Raw genomic sequence first — 18092 nt, forward strand, 5'->3', positions numbered from 1 at the left:
GAGGAAATGCCGTGCTCGATCGAATCGATGCGCTTGAAGCGATGACGCTGCTCATCGATGATCGCTGACGAGAGCGTCGGCACCGAACTGCAACCACTGAGGATAGCGACCCCGGCCAGCCTGGCTCGGGCATCGAGCACGCCAATGCCATTGACGAACGTCCGGCAGTCCGCCAGGTCACAATAGTTGACGCCCGCCGCGATGCAGTTCTCGGCCACCGCATAGGACTGCCCCTGAAACGGGCCGCCGGTGTGAATCACCAGTTGAATGTTCATCGCGCGTAAAGCGGCGCAGAACCCGGCGCCCATAGCATCGCCGCACCAGCTCTCGCAGGTTGCGCCCAGTTCAGCGACCTTGCGCGCCAGCTTCTGCGGATCACGCCCCGAGATCGCCAGTTCGACGCCCGGCATGTCGATCAGGTGCCGACAAACGATACTGCCAAAGTTTCCATACCCGCCAACCACCAACACCCTGAGTGCCATCAACGCTTCCCTGAAGGATTCCAAAAAAGGCCCAAAACCGGGCTCGGCGCAGCTTCCCTGATATCACCGGGCCAGGCAAGTCTGCCGCCACAGGCCGGGATGGAGTACTGTCAGCGCATCGCCAATGGAGGTTGATGTGAGCAAACGAATCATCGTCATCGGCGCGGGAATCGTCGGCGCGTCACTGGCGTATCACCTCGCCGCGATAGCGCAACGTTGACCAGCAGCAGCTCGCCGCCCTCCACGCTCATCCCCAGTACGCCAACTGGCAATGCTGGTTAAGCGCTTCATCATTAGCCGATAGCGGAGATTGGCGAAGTCCGATTCTGAGCCGGCGATCAGTAGACCCGAAGTCAAGGTCGCGCTATCTTCGCGCCGCAGCCAAAAGCGAGCCATGCCTGCGTGCCCGGCATAAATGAATGAAAGGATTGATTGTGGAGCTCATGATGAGAAGTCGGTTGTTTGCGGTACTGATTGGCCTTGGATTTATCGCCCTGGATCAGTGGGTCAAGATGCAGGCGTTAGTGGTGCTGCAATCGAAAAGTTTCAAACTGGGCGTTGGTTCCGCTTGGCTGGATATCGCGCTGAGCCTGAACGCTGGAGCGTTCCTCAGCCTGGGCGCAGGGTTGGCAGCTGGCTTGAAACAACTGATTTTCATAGTGGGCGTAGCGGCGGTGGTGTGCTGGGCCACTTGGTGGTCCCTCGCACGCTGGACAAGCTCTCCACGGAGATCGGCAGCGGTATACCTCCTCGCGTTGGGTGGCGCCTCCAACTTGATTGATCGGGTGTTTCGTGAGGGGCACGTGGTCGACTATATGGTTCTCAACCTGGGGTCTGTTCACACTGGCGTGTTCAATATTGCAGATGTTGCAATCATGGTGGGTGCCGGCATGCTGCTCTATGTTGAATGGCGGAAAAAATCTGAAGCGTAAACGAGCTTATGGCCGACTGCTGTCACCTTGACTCCGCGCCTCCTGCAGGGCGGCACTGTTTAGCCGACCCGATCCAAGGTGACAAAACCCGACCCTGCACCAGGGTTTTCTAATGAGTGCCGGGCTCGGATGGAATGAGGTAAACCAGGTCCGTATTGCCCATATCGACACCTGCTTGTGAAAGCAAAGTAGTCACTTGCCCGCGGTGATGAGTCTGGTGGTTGAAGAAATGCATGACCAAACCATAAAAGCTCTTGTCCGAGGGCGCCCCGGCCATGCTTGTGTAACTGAGGGTGTGATCCAGATTTTCTTCTGTCATGGAACGAGACCACTCGACAATTACTCCATCGAGCCACAATCGATGAGCTGATAATTCGCGGATGTTCGAGAACGTCAACTGGTCGAGACTTTTGGGCGCAGGAAGCTGCCGAATCGGCTCCAGAGCCGAGTGGTTCGCCGGGTGCTCTGCGAATCGCTTCAGCCAGAGAACGTCCCCGACCACCAAGTGGTTCAGCGTCCCGAGAATAGAACCAAAATACGCTTTTCTATTCACTGAAAGCTCTTCATCCGACAGGCTTTGGGCCGTGTCATAAATGTTTGCATTCATCCATTTGTTATATGTCGCCATCAAGCAGACATGGCCGGTGCGATTCATCGTGTTCGTCCTTTTAGTGAATTCAGCAGATTGGTCGCCAACCCTGGGCGGAAGATGCGCAGCAACGGCATGGATGGCAGTGTTTCGCTGGTGGCCAGGGGGGATGCGTCGATGGCGCATGAGGGTCCCAGGCTTCTTATTGTCAAGGTCGCTTTGCGGGCGAGTCGTGGCAGTTTAACGAACGATACGTACGCTGGGGAGGCACCTTCACAAAGTGTTGAGGCTGCGCTTGTGCCCTCATTCAGGACTCACGGCTTATCACCGCAAATTCCGCACCCGAATAGTTCTTGCCCCCTTGCGCGATGACAAATAAACCCTCCAGTTGAATCGAAGTACTCAGGTCAACGACCGGTGAGTAGCCGGCACAAGGAGGAACCATGAACGCCACTGCAATTGCCGACGGATTCACCCCGTTCAGCCGCAGCAGCCCGTTGCTTGATTTGCTTGGCCCTATCTACGCGAGGGGCACCGGACTGCAATTGGAACTGGGACTGTTGACTGACTCACGACATGCCAATGGCCGCGGCACCTTGCATGGGGGTGTCTTGGCAACATTAGCCGATGTCGGCATGGGTTACGCCATGGCATTTTCCAGCGACCCTCCACAACCATTGATCACCGCCAGCATGACCCTGGATTATCTCGGCGCAGTACAAATCAATGAGTGGCTGGAAGTGCGTCTTGAGTACTCAAAAAAGGGACGTCAACTGGCGTTTGCCGCCGTCAGCCTGCATGTCGGTGAACGAACGGTTGCGCGCGCCAGTGCGGTGTTCGCTGTGCCAACCTCATCTGGTGAACCGAGCGACGGAAAGTCGAAAACCCCGTCTCGTTGAAAACGGCTTGCCAAACCTGAAGAGATCGCTGCCGCCGTACTCTGGTTACACGGCAGCGTCTCCCCTGACATTGGCGGTGGCTTATCGCTAAATCAGCCGCACTGTTCGGCTGATTTTTCCTGCCCCTACTCCGCCGCCTGCAACACCCACCGCCCGCGCCGGGCCAGTCCCGCCTGCAAGGCAAACGCCACCACCACCGTCGCCGGCGCGGAAAAACTGCTCAATCCATCACCGGCGAACATCAACGCCAGTCCCAGCGCTGTCGCTCCGAACCACGCCGTCAACCCGACTGGATTGAATGCAGCCACCCGCTCAAGTGCCGCCACTTCATTGCGTCCGCAGAGAGTCTGCGCCAATGCCACGCCGACCCAGGCCACCACAAAAATCCCCTGATAGGCCAACGCCTTGAGAAGATAGGCGAACACGTCCGCCAGCATCAGCCCGTAGACAATTACACCGACCACCAGCGCCCACATCAGGTACGAGCCGCGCACGCCAAAACGGCCAAAGAACGCCTGCATGTTCAACGTCGCCAGATAATAGTTGGCCGTGTTGATGCGGGTTTGCGTGGCCCAGACGAACAGCAATCCCCAAAGCCCCATCAACTGCAGGATCGCCATCACCACCGACACTTCGTTCAGGGCGCCGTCATGGGGAATGCTGCTGACCAGGTAGATCCCCGCCGCGCCGTTGAGCAAAAACGTCACCGCGTAAAATGGCATGCCGAAGTTCCAGCGACCGTGGTATTGGGCGTCCTCAGGCTTGCCGAAACGCGCGTAGTCGAAGGTGAACAGCATCAACACCCAGACGCCCATATAAGCGACGAAGCAGTGCCACCAGCCGAATGCGCTGGGCGTTGCCGGACCGAAATCCAGCCATTGCGGCTGGTAGCCATAACGACTGATCGACAGCCCCACCGCCACCAGCAGGCCGCCGAGGTACACCGGCAGCAACACGCCGTTGAGCTTGTCCAGCCAGTGCTGCACGCTGCCCAGAATCATCGGCACGCTGTAGAGCACCACCGCCAGTGCCGCCAGCGGATAGATCAGTTGCGGGTACAACTGATGGAGCGCTACGGCAATCACCGAGCCTTCGAATACCGCGTAATAGATCGCCGTGGAGAAGAAGATCAGCGTCGCCAGACACGCCCCGCTGCTGCCGAACAACAGCCGTGAAAACAGCGCCACCGACAAGCCGCTGCGGATGGCGAAACGGCTGAGCACACTGTTGACCAAGCCGTAGCTGATCACCGACAGCAGCATGCCGATCAGCGCATTGCGCGCACCGAACGACAGCGCCAGTGAAGCGCCAACCACGATGTAGAACATCGCGCTGCACACCGCCCACCAGGCCATGGTCAGCGACAGTCGCCCCATGCGCGCTTCGGTCGGTACGGGATGGTGGGCCGGGTCCTGCCCGGTTTGACTCGATTGCGATAAAGCAGCCATATGCGTGAACTCCAGAACCAGTCAAAGGTTGAAGCGCGGGCAGCCGCCACCGCACCGAAGTGCGGCGTTGGCTTACCGTTTGGCATGGCCCGCGCGATGCGGCGGGCAGAATCAGGAAGGGAACAGCTTGCTCAGGCAGCCGAGTTTTTTCTTATAGGAACGTCGCGCTTGCAGCGCCTCTTCGAGGGTCACCGCGACAAAGCGGGCCTTCTGGTTAGGTTGCATCTGGCCAATCAAGTCGAGGTCGGCGCTGATCACTGTGCCGATCATCGCGTAGCCACCACCGGACACTGCATCGCGGTGCAGGACGATCGGCTCAAGCCCGGCCGGCACCTGGATCGAACCGATCGGGTAGCAACTGTCGACGATGTTCGACGGATCGGAACCGGCGCCGAACGGTTGCTCGCGGGGCTGAAAGCTCATCGCACTGCCGCCCTTGAAGCGATAGCCGATACGGTCGGCTTCTGAACCGACGGTCCATGGCTCGGCGAAAAAGCTCTTCGCCGCAGATTCGCTCAGACGCTCGTAATACAGCCCCGGCACCACGCGCAGGGTAATTTCGCCGCCCAGCGATTGGCGTAACGCCATGGGCAGACTGGCCCCGGCGCGGCCCTTGCCACTGGCAGCGCCAATCGGCAACTCATCGCCCGCAACCAACCGCCGCCCCTGGAAACCGCCAAGCGCACCCAGCGCGTAGGTCGAACGACTGCCGAGCACCACCGGCACATCAATGCCCCCCGCCACCGCCAGATAAGCCCGGGCGCCGGCCTTCGGAAAGTCGAAGCGCAGCACTTGTCCGGCCTTCACCTCGAAAGCCGTGTCGTGGTGCATTTCCACACCATCGACACGCGGCGTCATATGCGCACCGCAGACCGCTACCAAAGCGTCCTGCTGAAACGCCAGTTCCGGCCCGAGCAACGTGCATTCCAGCGCCGCCAGCCCTGCCGGGTTGCCGACCAGTTGATTGGCTGCACTCAAGGCATATTGATCAAGCGCACCCGAAGGCGGAATGCCCAGGTGGTAATAGCCTTCGCGCCCCAGATCCTGTACCGAGGTCGCCAGACCGGGTTTGAGTACCTTGATCATGCCAGCACCTCCTGCAACGACTTGGGATAACCGATCGGATCGGCGAGAAACGCGTCCAGCGAAAACTCCACCGGGCGAATCCGCAGATCAAAGCGCCCGGCGTCCACTTCAGCCACGGCATGGTCGTAGGCCTCACGATCGATCGGCTTGAACTGCACGATGTCGCCCGGACGGAAAAACACCATGTGTTCCTTGAGGTACGCGAGGTTTTGCTGCGGGTCGTAGATCGGTGCCGGCGTCACGCCGAACATCTGATAACCACCGGCACCGCGCACCGAGTAAATGCAGCCAAAGCAACCGCCATGACCGAGGGTCAATTTCGGTGTGTCAGTGCGTGGCCGCAGGTACTTTGGCACCTGCAACTGGCGTTCGCGCTCGACCATCTGGAACATGAACGGTAGCCCGGCGACGAAGCCGACCATCGAGACAAACCACGGTGCACCGCTGTGGGCGGCGATGAACGCATCGACGTCGGCCAGGCCGTTGATCCGTGCGGCGTATTCCAGGTCAGTGGCGCTGGGGTCCTGATGCCGGTCGCGAAAACGCATCAGGGTTTCGTGGGTCCACGGGTCGTTGTACAGCACCGGAATCTCGATGATCCGCGTCTGCAGCGTGCGCTCGGCAACCGCCTCGGCTTCGGCGCCTTTCACCGCTTCGAGCAAGGTGTGCGGGGCGATGCGGTCCGGATCGAAACGAATCTGGAACGAGGCATTGGCCAGACACACATCGAGCACCCCATCCAGTGCCAGCCGTTCCACCGCGCGGGTGACAGCCAGGCCCTTGAAAAACGCATCGAGGGACATGCTGTCGCTGACTTCGGCAAACAGATGCTCATCGGCGCCGAAGCTGTAACGGATTGGCGTACTCATGCTGCACCTCCGCTGCGGCGCGTGGCCAGCCAGGTTTCCAGGGTGCCAGTGTGAAAGTCGGCGCTGTGCAGCCACGCTTGCTCGAGCAATTCGCCGTGCAGCGTCAGCGTGCTGGCCATGCCGGACAGTGTGGTCTGCGCTACCGCTGCCTGCGCCCGGCGCAATGCTTGGGCGCGATCAGCGCCATGCACAATCAGCTTGGCCAGCAGCGAGTCATAGTACGGCGGCACGCGGTAGCCTTGATACAGATGAGTGTCGACACGAATGCCCTCGCCCTGCGGCCAGATCAGTTCCTCGACCAGCCCCGGACTTGGGAAAAAGTCGCGCTGCGGATCTTCGGCGTTCAGGCGCATTTGCAGCGCGGCGCCGTTGAGTTGAATGTCACTCTGCCGCAAGCCCAATGGTTCGCCGCCGGCAATGCGCAGCATGGCCTGGACCAGATCGATGCCAGTGATCAGCTCGCTGACCGGGTGCTCCACCTGGATCCGCGTGTTCATCTCGATAAAGAAGAACTCGCCGGTCGCATCGTCATACAGGTACTCCAGAGTGCCAGCGCCCTTGTAGCCCAAGGACTCGGTCAGGCGCACGGCACTGGCACAGAGGGTCTCGCGTTGCTGCTGACTGAGGACCGGCGACGGCGCTTCCTCGAAAATCTTCTGCCTGCGACGTTGCAGTGAGCACTCACGCTCAAACAAATGCACCGCGTGCTGACCATCGCCCAACACCTGCACTTCAATGTGCCGGGCCCGGCCGATAAACCGTTCCAGATACACCGCGCCGTTGCCGAAGGCAGCCTGGGCTTCGCGCTGGGAACGGGGAAACTCTTCCGCCAGTTGCGCAGCGTTTTCCGCCAGGCGAATACCGCGCCCACCGCCACCGGCCGAGGCTTTGATCAGCAGCGGGAAGCCAACGCTTTCAGCAGCCTTGAGTGCCGATTCAACGTCAAACAACTCACCCGGCGACCCCGGCACCACCGGCACCCCCGCCGCTTGCGCAGTGCGTCGGGCTTCGGCTTTATCGCCCATGCGCCGAATCGTCTCGGCGCTCGGCCCGACAAAAATCGCCCCGGCCGCCGCCACCGCTTCGGCAAAATCTGCGTTCTCCGAGAGAAAGCCGTAACCGGGGTGCACTGCGTTGGCGCCCGTGGTTTTCAAGGCGCCGAGCAAGGCCTCAACGTTCAGATAACTTTTATCGGCACGTGCCGGGCCGAGTACGTGCACCTCATCGGCCATGCGCGCCGCGAGGGAATCGACATCCGCGTCACTACACGCGGCAACGGTGGGAATCCCCAGAGCCTTGGCGGCACGAATGATCCGCACCGCAATTTCGCCACGGTTGGCGATCAGTAATTTATGAATACCTTGGGTCATGATCGCGCCCTCACTCGACGTCGAGTGTTGCGATGACTTGACCCGGTTCCACCGGATCACCGTCTTCTACCAAAAATGCGCTGAGGCGACCGGCCGTCCCGGCGGTCAGTTCGGAAAACTGCTTCATGACCTCGATCAGGCCAATCACCGTGTCGGCGCCGACCTGCGCGCCCACCTCGACGTAGTTCGCCGACTCCGGTGTGGCTTTGCGGTAGAAGGTCCCCGGCAACGGGGTGATTACAGTGTGTTCGGCCATGTCTGTTCCTTTTGGAATAGTTGTAGAAAGGCAGGCAAAAAGTGCATCGTTGGGCAAACCCCGGCGTCTGTGGACCAGGTGTTTCGCCGGTCATCAGCGCGGGGCGCGCACCTTGATCCCGGCGTTGTCGAGCGCTGTACGTGTGGCCTCGACCAGCGCCAGCGCACCCGGGGTGTCGCTGTGCAGACAGATCGAATCGAACTCGATCGCCAGGTCTTCACCCTCGACCGTGCGCACCACACCTTGCTGACAGGCGCGCAGTACCCGCGCAGCAACCAGCGCCGGGTCGTAGGCGCGCACGTTGCGGGTGAAAACGATGGAACCACTGAGGTCATATTCGCGGTCGGCGTAGAACTCGCGGATCACTGGCTGGCCGAGCTCGGTGGCGACACGCCAGATCACCGAATCGGGCATGCAGTACAGCAGCAGCTCCGGTTCCAGTCGCTGCAGGTTTTCCACCAGCAGGCGGGCTGCCTCCTCGTCCCGCGCCAGGTGCATATAGAGCGCACCGTGAGGTTTGATGTGTTGCAGGGCCACACCCTGAACCCGGGCCAGTTCACGCAGGGCGCCCAACTGATAGAGCATGTCGTCGACCAGTTCCTGAGCCGGTGCGTTGATGTGCCGACGGCCAAAACCGACCAGATCACGAAACCCCGGATGCGCGCCAATGGCCACGCCCAGACGCTTGGCCTGTTCGACCGTGCGGCGCATGGTGCCGGGGTCGCCGGCATGGAAACCGGTGGCGATGTTGGCCGAACTGATGAAGCCCATCAGCTCACTGTCGACACCATCACCGATGGTCCATGGGCCGAAGCCTTCACCCATGTCCGAGTTGAAATCTACTGCTTGCATGACGCTTGCTCCTGACGCTTGTGACTTCATGCAGGCCAAGTTAGATTTCCGCTAACCCCTTGGGAAGATCTATTAACAGATAGGCCATCTTCTGAAAAACAGATAGCCTTGAAAAAATCGCTTCCTCGCTGACCGGAGTGTCCATGTCCCTGACCTTGCGCCAAGTGCGCTATTTCGTCGCCACCGCCGAGATCGGGCAGATCTCCCAGGCCGCGATTCATCTGAATATTTCGCAGTCGGCGGTGACCACCGCGATCAAGGAACTGGAAGGCATTCTCGGCACGCTGTTGTTCCAGCGCTCGGCGCAAGGCATGAGCCTGACCGATGCCGGGCGGCACTTTCTGAACCGGGCCTATGTGATTTTGCGCAGCGTCGATGACGCGCTGAACAGCCCGCTGCCGGACATCCGCGCCAGTGGCGTGTTACGCCTGGCGGCGAGCTATACGGTGTTCGGCTACTTCCTGCCGCACCATTTGCAGCGCCTGGAACACTGGCATCCCGACGTGACCATCGAAGTTCACGAACAGGAACGACAAGCCATCGAACAGGGGCTGCTCGAAGGTCGGTTCGACATGGCCGTGGTGCTCACCGCCAATCTCACTCACCCGGATATCGTCTCCGAGACACTCTTCAACTCTGAGCGCCGGTTATGGCTGCCCAGTCACCATCCGCTGTGCGAGCGTTCGGCGGTCAGCCTGGCCGATGTGGCAAAGGAGCCGTTCATCCTGCTGACCGTCGACGAGGCCGAACAAAGCGCCATGCGTTATTGGGAAAACGCCCGCCAGCAGCCGAACGTGCGGGTCCGCACCAGTTCCGTGGAAGCCGTGCGCAGCATGGTCGCCAACGGCAGTGGCGTGGCAATCCTTTCGGACCTGGTGCACCGCCCCTGGTCGCTGGAAGGCAAACGCATCGAAACTCTGACCATCACTGACAAGGTGACGCCGATGAGTGTCGGCCTGGCGTGGCACCGCGCACAGGAGTTCAGCCCGGCGATGCACGCGTTTCGCAATTATTTCCACGATGCCTTTCTGGCGCCCCAGCAGCATCTCGCGCGACGCTGAAAACAGGGTTACCCTCCGGAAAATGCGCGAGCGCTGCCTCATCGTTCCCCCGCCAAACCCCGAGACACTACGCAAGGAAAAACCATGTCGATCCATGCAGTGACCATTCCTCGTTTTGCCCAGATGCTGCGCGCCTTGTCAGCGCTGTTGTCCAAGGGCGAAGCTTGCGCCGTTGAGCGCGGCTACGACCCGCAGGTTCTGCTCGAAGCACGCCTGGCGCCGGACATGCACAACCTCGCCCGGCAAATTCAGTACACCTGCACTCAGGCGCAGGACGCCGTGCAACGGCTGACGCAACAGCCGCTGAGCGCGCTCACACCGCCAGAAAACATGGCGGCGGCCAAGGCATTGATCGAAAGCACACTGGAGAGGCTGGCAGCAGCGGATCCGGCGCAGATCGACGCCAGCGCGGACAGGAAAATCGCCATCGAACTGCCCAACGGCATCGCTTTCGACATGACCGGCAGCGAATATGCCGTGGACTGGGCCATGCCCCAGTTCTACTTCCACTTGATCACGGCGTACAACATCCTGCGGCACAACGGCGTGCCGCTGGGCAAGGCGGACTATGTGCAGCACATGTTTGCGTATCTGCGAAAATAATTGCAGGTCAGGCTCCGGCGTCAACCACCGTTGACCCGGAGCTCCTGTACCAGAAACGCCAACGACTCCACGGCGCCACAATGACTTTTGGCCGAGCGTTGCGCATCCCACGACATGGCATCGTCAACGCAAAAATCGCCCGCGCACTCCATGCTCAGATCGTCATCGAGCAGGCCGAGCGGAACCCACACGTAAGGCGATCCGCGAAGCGGGTTGGGCACGGTCGAACCGCATTGTGCGCAAAAGTCATTTCGGTAACCGCTGGGTTTGACCCAGCTTTTGATCGAGTCCTGCCCTGCTTCCCAGTGAAAGTCGCGAGCGTTGACCAGCGTGGCGAGGTTGTGGCCGACACCCGTTTGTTTGCGGCACAGGGTGCAGTGGCAGCGATAGAAAAAACCAGGCACAACCGAGAGGCTGAAGCGTACAGCGGTGCATAGACACTGCCCTGTTGTCATGAAAATCTCCTGTGGACGAGCGCTTGCACATCCATGCTGAAGTTTCTTATGTTCAAGGCCGCATTCTAACCATCGGCGAGCGTTCAGCCATGACTCAGATGAAAAACCCCGAAGACGTCCCCGGTGCATTCCAGACGGCCTGGAACACCCACGACATGCCCGCACTCGGCGCACTGTTCGATCCGCAGGCGACGTTCGTCAATCGCTTCGGCCACTTCGTTCGGGGCATCGAGGAAATTGTCGCGTTGCACGCGCCCATTCACCAGACAATCTACCGCGACTCCACCCTTGAAAACGCACTAATCGATGTCGATCACGTCGCTGACGGAGTGGCGATCGTTCATTTCTGGAGTCGTCTGTCGGCCGGTGCTGCACATCCGGCCGGGGCGCATGCGGTGGATACACTGATTCTCGCGGTGCTGACCCGACACAACGAGGCCTGGCGCATCAGGGCGCTGGAGAATGTGACGCTCACCAACCCGCGCACGGGTGAAGCCATCTTGCGCGAATAGCCAACGCGGGCGACGCCACAGGAATGTATTTCACCCTGCGCTGCATCCGTTTCAGTCGCCTCACGTCGAACGTTTTTCTACCCACCGCCGATACTGGCGCGTGCGAAACGCCATGCCGACCTGCTGCAGAATCAGCGCACGCAGCGGCGACACGCCCGGGTCGGGCTTTTTCGCCTGACTGAGTTTGCCCAGCTGAAACTTGACCACCGCCATGTTCGCCAGCGCGGCGATGGTTTTGTTTTTCCAAGTGATCGGCGGCAACTGTGGGGCGTTGTCCTTGCCCTGCAGCCAGTCACGCGGCAGATGCGGATCGATGGCCAACGCAGTGCCGATCCCCACCATGTCGACGCCACTCTGAACGACCTGTTCGGCCACCGGGCGGCGGCGAATCCCGCCGGTGACCATCACCGGCATTTTCGCGACAGTCTGAATGTCGTGGGCAAATTCGACGAAGTAAGCCTCGCGGGCCAGGGTCCGGCCATCGCGCGCCTCGCCCTGCATGGCAGGGACTTCGTAACTGCCGCCGGATAATTCCACCAGATCCACACCCAGATCGTTGAGCAGCTCAACCACCTTTTTCGCGTCGTCGGCGGTGAAGCCTCCGCGCTGAAAATCGGCAGAGTTGAGTTTGACCGCCACCGCAAAATCCGCCGCAACCACCGCCCTCACCGCTCTGACGATATCAAGCAACAGGCGCGCGCGGTTTTCCAGGGAGCCGCCCCACTCGTCCGTCCGCTGGTTGGTCAGCGGCGACAGGAACTGGCTCAACAGATAACCATGCGCGGCGTGGATTTCCACGCCAGTGAACCCGGCCTGTTCGCCAAGGCTTGCGGTGCGTGCAAAGCGCTGAATGACCTCCTCAATCACACTTGGAGTCATGGCATGGGGCGTAGCGAAGCGCTTGGACATGTTGCCCAGCTCCAGCGGCACGGCTGACGGCGCCCAGGTTTTTTGCCCAAGGTTGGCCTGCATCTGCCGGCCCGGGTGATTGATCTGCAACCAGAATTGCGCGCCGCCGGAGCGACCAATACTCGACCAGCGCCGGAACTTGGCGAGTTGCTGGTCGTCCTGCAGCACCACGCCGCCCGGGCCGGTCATGGCGCAGCCGTCGACCATCACGTTGCCGGTGATGATCAGCCCGGCCCCACCATCGGCCCAGGCCTGGTAGAGCCGCATCAGTTCCTCGGAGGGCGCCTGATCGGCGTCGGCCATGTTCTCTTCCATGGCGGCTTTGGCGATTCGGTTCTTGATGGTCGAACCGTTGGGAAGTAGCAGGGGGTCGAACACATTCATGGGGCAGTCCTCAACTGAGATGAGGCCACCATAAGATTAAAGCCAACTTTAAGGTCAATAGCTTTTTTAAGGATATTCGATGTTCAGCGCGCCACATCACGGCGGTCTGAAGAACCCACCACGCCTTCTTCGCGCAAGCGATTCATCAGCATTTGCGCATTGTCCGCACACGCCATGCCCTCAGGCTTGCCCTCGACACCCTTGATGACCAGCAGCAATTGCGCCTTGTTCCGGGCCAGCCGTTGCTGCAGGACTTCGATTTCCTCGACCTTTTGCTTGAGGCCACTGAGCAACTGTTCATGCTGCCAGCCCTGCGCATTCATCGGCATCAACTGGCGGATTTCCTCCAATGAGAATCCCGCCGCCTGCGCACCGGTAATGAGCTCCAGAAGCCACTGGGTGTCGGGAGCGTAATCGCGATAGCCGTTGGCTTTGCGCCCGACCGAGGTGATCAGACCACTCGCTTCGTAGAAGCGGATGCGAGACGGCGCCAACCCGCTGATTTTCGCCAATTCACCGATTCTCATGTTCCACTCCGCAGACGCATTAACATTGAAGCTGACTTTAAACCTGAACTGATTCGGCGGCCAATCGGCGCAGAGGTTTTATCGCAGTCGACGACCAGCGCAATCCAGCCGCCTCCTCGAGCGTTGCTTACGCTCACGGAATCTGCACAATGGCCGGCTTTTCTCGACAGGAAGTCCCCATGCAACGGATTGTGATTCTAGGCAATGCCGGTAGCGGCAAGTCCACCCTGGCCCGCGCCCTGGGTCAGCGCCTGAACCTGCCCGTCGTTCACCTCGACACCTTGTTCTGGGAGCCAGGCTGGGTCGAGCCAGATGCCGAGCAGTTCCGCACCCGAGTCAGCGCAGCGGTGGCAGCGGATGCCTGGGTGTGTGAAGGCAACTACGCGCGGCGAACCTTCGACCTGCGCCTGCCACGCGCCGACTTGATCATTTGGCTGGATACCCCTCGCCTCACCTGTTTCACCCGAGTGATCCAGCGCAGCGTGCTGAAGCGCCCTCGCGCTGACCAGCCAACAGGTTGCGAAGAGACGCTCGACCGGGCGTTTCTGGAATTTCTGAAGTTTGTCTGGACGTTTGATCGCGGCTACCGACCGGGGATTGAAAAAGTGCGCCTGGCCATCGGCCCGAACATTCCTGTGGTACACCTGCGAGACAAGCGGCAGATTGCTGCATTTGTCGATGAATTGACTGCTACGTCCACAACCTGTCTGGAGTGAACGTGCTTGCCGGCCATCTGTCGGATTGCACAAGTGCTTAGCGGTGTCGGCACGCCGCAGCGAACGTCATAGAGGACCAGCATGGACACCAAAAAACTCGAATTCGGCACAGATGAAATCGCGCAGATGCAGCGCTTCAACAAGACCCTCGCCTGGCTGCCGCGGTTTCGAGTCCGTAATCGCGTCGTGCCGCGACTGATCCAGACGCTGCTGCGCGTCAGTCAGAAGGCCGGCGCAGACAAGCTGCGCAAACACGGCCTTGAGGCCGAAGACATCGTGATTGATTCAAACGGCGTCCCGGTACCGCTGCGAATTATCAGGCCCAAAGGCCAAGCCCGAGGCGTGGTGCTGGATTTTCATGGCGGTGGCTGGGTCATCGGCAACCCGCAGATGAACGACGAGCTCAATGCGGGCATGGTCAATGCGTGCAACGTGGCGGTGGTCTCGGTGGATTATCGGCTGGCGGTCAACACGCCAGTGGAGGGGTTGCTGGCGGATTGTCTGGGTGCCGCTCGCTGGTTGCTCGGCTGCAACGAATTCGCTGATCTGCCGATAATCGTCGTTGGGGAATCGGCAGGCGGCCATCTGGCGGCGGCGACGTTGTTGGGGCTGCAATCGTCGCCAGAATTGCTGCAGCGCATCCAAGGTGCGCTGCTGTATTACGGCGTCTACGACCTGACCGGAACAGCCAGTGTGCGCGCTGCTACTGCCGACACCCTGCTGCTGGACGGCCCCGGCATGGTCGAGGCGCTACGCCAGTTGACCCCGGACCTGAGCGATGCGCAACGCCAACAGCCGCCGTTGTCACCGCTGTACGGCGACTTTGCCGGCATGCCACCGGCGCTGATGTTTGTCGGCGAACTGGACCCGCTGCGCGACGACACCCTGGAACTGGCTGCACGCTGGAAAGCGTCGGCAGTGGTTGAGGTGCACTTGCTGCCCGCTTGCGCCCATGGGTTTATCCATTTTCCGACGACCATGGCCGACAAGGTGCTGGCTCACAGCCGGGCATGGATCAACCATCGAAGCGCCGCGCAGGAGCCCGTGGATCGTTGCGCTCAGCTCACGCCAGCAACTCGGTAATCCACTGAATCTGCTGCGCGACCTCTTGCCGCTTTTCTTCGGGCACAGCATGGCGCGCACGGGTGAAGCTGTTCAGGGTTTTCTGTTTCTGGCGCAACAGGTGCTGCCATTTGGCGAGAAATGCCGGGCTGCGCGCCAGCATCTGCAACGGGCCGAAGTACAGTTGTTCGGCGCTGTAGTCGACCGGGCCGGAGCGCTCGGCAACGATGATTTCGTAGAAGAAGCGGTTTTCCTGCAATAGCTCCTCGAGGAGGATGCGGTAGTCGTTGTCCATCAGCCATTGGCGCAGCGGTTGCTCGCCACCGTTGGGTTGCAGGATCAGCCGCTCGTGCCCGCTCAGGCGCGCCTTGCCACTGTCGAGGATATCGCGAATGGTCTCGCCACCCATGCCGCACAGGCTGATTGCGGTAATCCCGTCACCCGGCTCGATCGCCGCCAGACCACTGGCCAGGCGCACGGTAATGTGCGGCTGCAGATCGTTCTCGCGTACCGTGCGCACGGCCGCCTGAAACGGCGTCAACGCCACTTCACCGGCCACCGCCGCCGCGATGGCGCCACGGCGCATCAGGGCCACCGGCAGATAGCCGTGATCCGAGCCGATATCCGCCAGCCGCGCGCCCGCCGGCACCTGCGCCGCCACCCGCTCCAGGCGCATGGACAAAGTGTGTTCGTTCAACTGCCGCCCCTTTTCCCAGCAATAACCGGCACTGCGGGCCGGACAAGGGGCGCGACTCTAGCGGGCTGTGGCTGGCAATTCAAATCCGGGCGTGCCAAGCGCCCTATCCTGCGGCTACCTGTCCATCCGTAGCCGAGACCTCAGCACCAATAGCGTTCAACTTGTCATGCACGTGATGGCCCGATACCAGTACAGTATCCAGCCAGAAATGACAGTATTGGCTGTTCAATTCCATGATGGAGAGTAAATGAGGCTACACACCCTGAGATCATTGTTGACCTCTATGCGCGGTCACAGCTCGGATCGCAACGGCAAAATCGTTGCATGGTTCGTGATGATGGTGATTGCGCTTGCATCCGCTGTATACGCTTACAAGGGATACAAGTTGACCCGAGATAGCAGCGATCCCTTTGCGCAGACATGTGCAGCCGTCGTAGATGCACGATCTTCGTTTCTTGAAGTGGGGGCTGAAGCTATGTCACGCACAGAGCCAGGACGCTCCAAGTCCAGGGATCAGTTGGAGCATGATGTGCGAAAAGTCACGGAGTTCGCCAATCGTAGCGATGATCCGGTCATCAGAGTAGCGGCGACAAATATTCGCATCTCGCTCGCACGTGGGCTTAACTTGACGCCCGAACAGCCAGGGGATGACATTGCAAAAATGAAGCTTTGTCTTATTGAAAGGTTTTTCGATGAGTCAGAAGTCATCGCAAGCAAGTGCAGGGAAGAAGGCCTTCCTGCCACACCCAAACCCCTCAGAGGTTTCGGTGCCGGTCCCCTTCATTCGATCTGTGAAGATCTTTTTACGAACGCAATGTAACAGTCGGATCTAACGTTGCGCCCGCGCAGAGCGCTGTAATCACATAGCGATTCAATCAAGGAAGAACCCCCATTGAAAACAGCATACGGCGCCCTGTTTCTGATCGGCCTGAGCACCCACACTCTCGCTGATGCCAACCCCATCGGCTTCCACAGCACAACCTTGGCGGACCCGCAGCGTCCGCTGGAAATGGTCGTCTGGTACCCCGCGACCACCACCGCGCCCGCACAATTGATCGACGACAGTCCGGTATTCCTCAGTGCGTCGGCGGTGCGCGATGCACCACCGACGGCCGGCGAACATCCGCTGGTGGTGCTCTCCCACGGTTACCGCGGCAACTGGAGCAACCAGATGTGGCTGGCGACTGCCCTGGTCGATCAGGGTTACATCGTCGCGGCGGTCAACCACCCCGGCAGCACCACCCACGACCGCAGCCCGCAAGCGGCGGCGCAGTTGTGGCAGCGACCGGTCGACCTGCGTCGGGCGATCGATGCGGTGCTGGCGCAGCCTGGACAGTTTGGCGCGGTCGCGCCACAGCGCATTGCCGTTGTTGGCCATTCACTCGGTGGCTGGACGGCCCTGGAAATCGCCGGTGCACGTTTCGACCCCGAGCGTTTTGCCGAGGACTGCAAGGTCCATTCGAAGCTGGCCAGTTGCAGCGTCTACCAGAAAATGAATCCGGCCAGCACTTCACAAGCGAAGGCGGATCTGGCGGCTGACAGGCGCTACCCAGCGGTCACGGCCATCGTCTCGCTGGACCTGGGCCTGTCACGCGGCATGACGGACGCCAGCCTCGCGACGCTGGCCGTACCGTCGCTGGTGATTGCCGCCGGCGCCCCGTCCGAAGACCTGCCTGCGCAGCTGGAATCCGCCAATCTGGCTAAACGTCTGCCACCGGCAAGCACGCGCTATGTCGAGATCAGCGACGCCACTCACTTCAGCTTCACGTCGATCTGCAAACCGGGGGCGATCGAGATGCTCGAGGAAGACGCTCCAGGCGATGGCATCATTTGCCGCGATGGCGACAAGGCGCGCCCGCGTGAGGTCATCCAGCAGCAAGTGGTCGCGCTGATCAGCGATTTCCTGGCGACGCCGAAGCCTTGATCGACCGCGAGCAGCTTCATCGGGAGGGTTATGCGTTGCTGCGCCAGGCGATCCCTTTGGAGTGGCTCGCCGGGCTTCGCGCGGTGTTCGATGCGAATCTCAAACCGCCAGAACAATGGCCGGTTCCGCGCGGCATGGACTGGCGCCATGCGCAGCTGGAGTTCACTGACGAGAGCACTGCCGTGCAGCTGGCAGGCGCTGCGGGCGACATTCTGGTGTTTGATGTCGATCTGGTGCACGCGGGCAGTCGCAACGCAAGTGGCGCCCGCCGGCGTTCGATTCTGATCAGCTACTGCGCACAGACGTTGCAGGCGACGCATCTGGAAACTGCAGATCTGCGAGGTGTTCGCATGGACACCCGCGAGCAATTTGATCCTGCGCAGTTTCGCCAGGTCAGGCCATAGTCCGGCGCCGTGCGCAAGGTCGGCAGCAACCGGAACGCAACCCTGCGCGCCGGTT

General features: G+C 60.7%; 22 protein-coding genes (1 of these 22 cut by a window edge). 10 read left to right on the plus strand and 12 right to left on the minus strand.

What is annotated here, in order from left to right; genetic code table 11:
- Positions 1–482: the start of a saccharopine dehydrogenase family protein gene (locus tag QMK55_RS00585; RefSeq protein WP_102357561.1), read on the minus strand. It extends 634 nt beyond the left edge of the window; 482 of the gene's 1116 nt are visible here — the first part of the coding sequence; the start codon lies at positions 480–482; the stop codon falls past the left edge of the window.
- Between the two features lie 419 nt (positions 483–901).
- Between QMK55_RS00585 and QMK55_RS00590 the strand changes: the two genes are divergently transcribed.
- Positions 902–1414: a signal peptidase II gene (locus QMK55_RS00590; protein ID WP_256588206.1), complete on the plus strand. Its 513-nt coding sequence runs from the start codon at positions 902–904 to the stop codon at positions 1412–1414.
- A 109-nt stretch (positions 1415–1523) separates the two neighbouring features.
- Here the strand turns inward: QMK55_RS00590 and QMK55_RS00595 are convergent, their stop codons facing one another.
- Positions 1524–2069, minus strand: coding sequence for a DinB family protein (locus tag QMK55_RS00595; protein WP_102357559.1), 546 nt, complete (start codon positions 2067–2069; stop codon positions 1524–1526).
- Between the two features lie 377 nt (positions 2070–2446).
- Between QMK55_RS00595 and QMK55_RS00600 the strand changes: the two genes are divergently transcribed.
- Entirely contained in the window at positions 2447–2902 is a 456-nt protein-coding gene (locus tag QMK55_RS00600; RefSeq protein WP_102357557.1) for a PaaI family thioesterase, read from the plus strand.
- A 125-nt stretch (positions 2903–3027) separates the two neighbouring features.
- Here QMK55_RS00600 and QMK55_RS00605 read toward each other — a convergent pair whose 3' ends face one another.
- From QMK55_RS00605 to QMK55_RS00630, 6 genes are all read right to left on the minus strand, one after another.
- Positions 3028–4350 (minus strand): purine-cytosine permease family protein, encoded by a 1323-nt coding sequence (locus tag QMK55_RS00605; RefSeq protein WP_102357556.1) that lies wholly within the window; start codon positions 4348–4350, stop codon positions 3028–3030.
- Between the two features lie 111 nt (positions 4351–4461).
- Positions 4462–5436 carry a biotin-dependent carboxyltransferase family protein gene (locus QMK55_RS00610; protein ID WP_102357554.1) on the minus strand — a complete coding sequence of 325 codons (975 nt, stop codon included), beginning with the start codon at positions 5434–5436 and terminating at the stop codon, positions 4462–4464.
- Positions 5433–6305, minus strand: a complete 873-nt coding sequence (locus QMK55_RS00615; protein WP_102357552.1) for a 5-oxoprolinase subunit B family protein — start codon at positions 6303–6305, stop codon at positions 5433–5435. The genes QMK55_RS00610 and QMK55_RS00615 overlap by 4 nt, the downstream gene beginning before the upstream one ends.
- Entirely contained in the window at positions 6302–7675 is a 1374-nt protein-coding gene (locus QMK55_RS00620) for an acetyl-CoA carboxylase biotin carboxylase subunit (RefSeq protein ID WP_320328391.1), read from the minus strand. The genes QMK55_RS00615 and QMK55_RS00620 overlap by 4 nt, the downstream gene beginning before the upstream one ends.
- A gap of 10 nt (positions 7676–7685) precedes the next feature.
- Positions 7686–7931 carry an acetyl-CoA carboxylase gene (locus QMK55_RS00625; RefSeq protein ID WP_102357550.1) on the minus strand — a complete coding sequence of 82 codons (246 nt, stop codon included), beginning with the start codon at positions 7929–7931 and terminating at the stop codon, positions 7686–7688.
- A 93-nt stretch (positions 7932–8024) separates the two neighbouring features.
- Entirely contained in the window at positions 8025–8783 is a 759-nt protein-coding gene (locus tag QMK55_RS00630; protein ID WP_320328392.1) for a 5-oxoprolinase subunit PxpA, read from the minus strand.
- 143 nt (positions 8784–8926) lie between these two features.
- Between QMK55_RS00630 and QMK55_RS00635 the strand changes: the two genes are divergently transcribed.
- Both QMK55_RS00635 and QMK55_RS00640 read left to right on the plus strand, forming a co-directional pair.
- A complete protein-coding gene (locus QMK55_RS00635; protein ID WP_102357548.1) occupies positions 8927–9844 on the plus strand; it encodes a LysR family transcriptional regulator in 918 nt (305 codons plus the stop codon).
- Positions 9845–9928: 84 nt separating this feature from the next.
- A complete protein-coding gene (locus QMK55_RS00640; protein WP_102357546.1) occupies positions 9929–10447 on the plus strand; it encodes a DUF1993 family protein in 519 nt (172 codons plus the stop codon).
- A 20-nt stretch (positions 10448–10467) separates the two neighbouring features.
- On the opposite strand, the gene QMK55_RS00645 is transcribed toward QMK55_RS00640, so the two are convergent.
- Complete coding sequence (locus QMK55_RS00645) at positions 10468–10902, minus strand: GFA family protein (RefSeq protein WP_102357545.1); 435 nt, start codon at positions 10900–10902, stop codon at positions 10468–10470.
- Positions 10903–10913: 11 nt separating this feature from the next.
- Here QMK55_RS00645 and QMK55_RS00650 point away from each other — a divergent pair, with 11 nt between their 5' ends.
- Complete coding sequence (locus QMK55_RS00650; protein WP_320328393.1) at positions 10914–11414, plus strand: SgcJ/EcaC family oxidoreductase; 501 nt, start codon at positions 10914–10916, stop codon at positions 11412–11414.
- A gap of 60 nt (positions 11415–11474) precedes the next feature.
- Here the strand turns inward: QMK55_RS00650 and QMK55_RS00655 are convergent, their stop codons facing one another.
- Both QMK55_RS00655 and QMK55_RS00660 read right to left on the minus strand, forming a co-directional pair.
- Complete coding sequence (locus tag QMK55_RS00655) at positions 11475–12707, minus strand: NADH:flavin oxidoreductase/NADH oxidase family protein (protein WP_320328394.1); 1233 nt, start codon at positions 12705–12707, stop codon at positions 11475–11477.
- A gap of 83 nt (positions 12708–12790) precedes the next feature.
- The gene (locus QMK55_RS00660; RefSeq protein WP_320328395.1) at positions 12791–13234 is read right to left on the minus strand and encodes a MerR family transcriptional regulator; all 444 of its coding nucleotides are present in this window, start codon (positions 13232–13234) and stop codon (positions 12791–12793) included.
- 179 nt (positions 13235–13413) lie between these two features.
- Between QMK55_RS00660 and QMK55_RS00665 the strand changes: the two genes are divergently transcribed.
- Positions 13414–13950: an AAA family ATPase gene (locus tag QMK55_RS00665; protein ID WP_102357540.1), complete on the plus strand. Its 537-nt coding sequence runs from the start codon at positions 13414–13416 to the stop codon at positions 13948–13950.
- 81 nt (positions 13951–14031) lie between these two features.
- Entirely contained in the window at positions 14032–15033 is a 1002-nt protein-coding gene (locus QMK55_RS00670) for an alpha/beta hydrolase (protein WP_320328396.1), read from the plus strand.
- Here QMK55_RS00670 and QMK55_RS00675 read toward each other — a convergent pair.
- Positions 15014–15709 (minus strand): tRNA (adenine(22)-N(1))-methyltransferase, encoded by a 696-nt coding sequence (locus QMK55_RS00675; RefSeq protein ID WP_320328397.1) that lies wholly within the window; start codon positions 15707–15709, stop codon positions 15014–15016. The two genes, QMK55_RS00670 and QMK55_RS00675, sit on opposite strands and share 20 nt — an antisense overlap.
- 247 nt (positions 15710–15956) lie before the next feature.
- On the opposite strand from QMK55_RS00675, the gene QMK55_RS00680 reads away from it, so the two are divergent.
- The 3 genes from QMK55_RS00680 to QMK55_RS00690 all read left to right on the plus strand — a co-directional run bounded on the left by QMK55_RS00680 (position 15957) and on the right by QMK55_RS00690 (position 18037).
- A complete protein-coding gene (locus QMK55_RS00680) occupies positions 15957–16529 on the plus strand; it encodes a hypothetical protein (protein WP_320328398.1) in 573 nt (190 codons plus the stop codon).
- Positions 16530–16601: 72 nt separating this feature from the next.
- Positions 16602–17633: an alpha/beta hydrolase family protein gene (locus QMK55_RS00685; protein ID WP_102357535.1), complete on the plus strand. Its 1032-nt coding sequence runs from the start codon at positions 16602–16604 to the stop codon at positions 17631–17633.
- Positions 17630–18037, plus strand: a complete 408-nt coding sequence (locus tag QMK55_RS00690; protein ID WP_102357534.1) for a phytanoyl-CoA dioxygenase family protein — start codon at positions 17630–17632, stop codon at positions 18035–18037. Before QMK55_RS00685 ends, QMK55_RS00690 begins: the two co-directional genes overlap by 4 nt.
- Positions 18038–18092: the final 55 nt, after the last annotated feature.

The sequence above is a fragment of the Pseudomonas sp. P8_229 genome, from assembly GCF_034008635.1.
Classification (GTDB): domain Bacteria; phylum Pseudomonadota; class Gammaproteobacteria; order Pseudomonadales; family Pseudomonadaceae; genus Aquipseudomonas.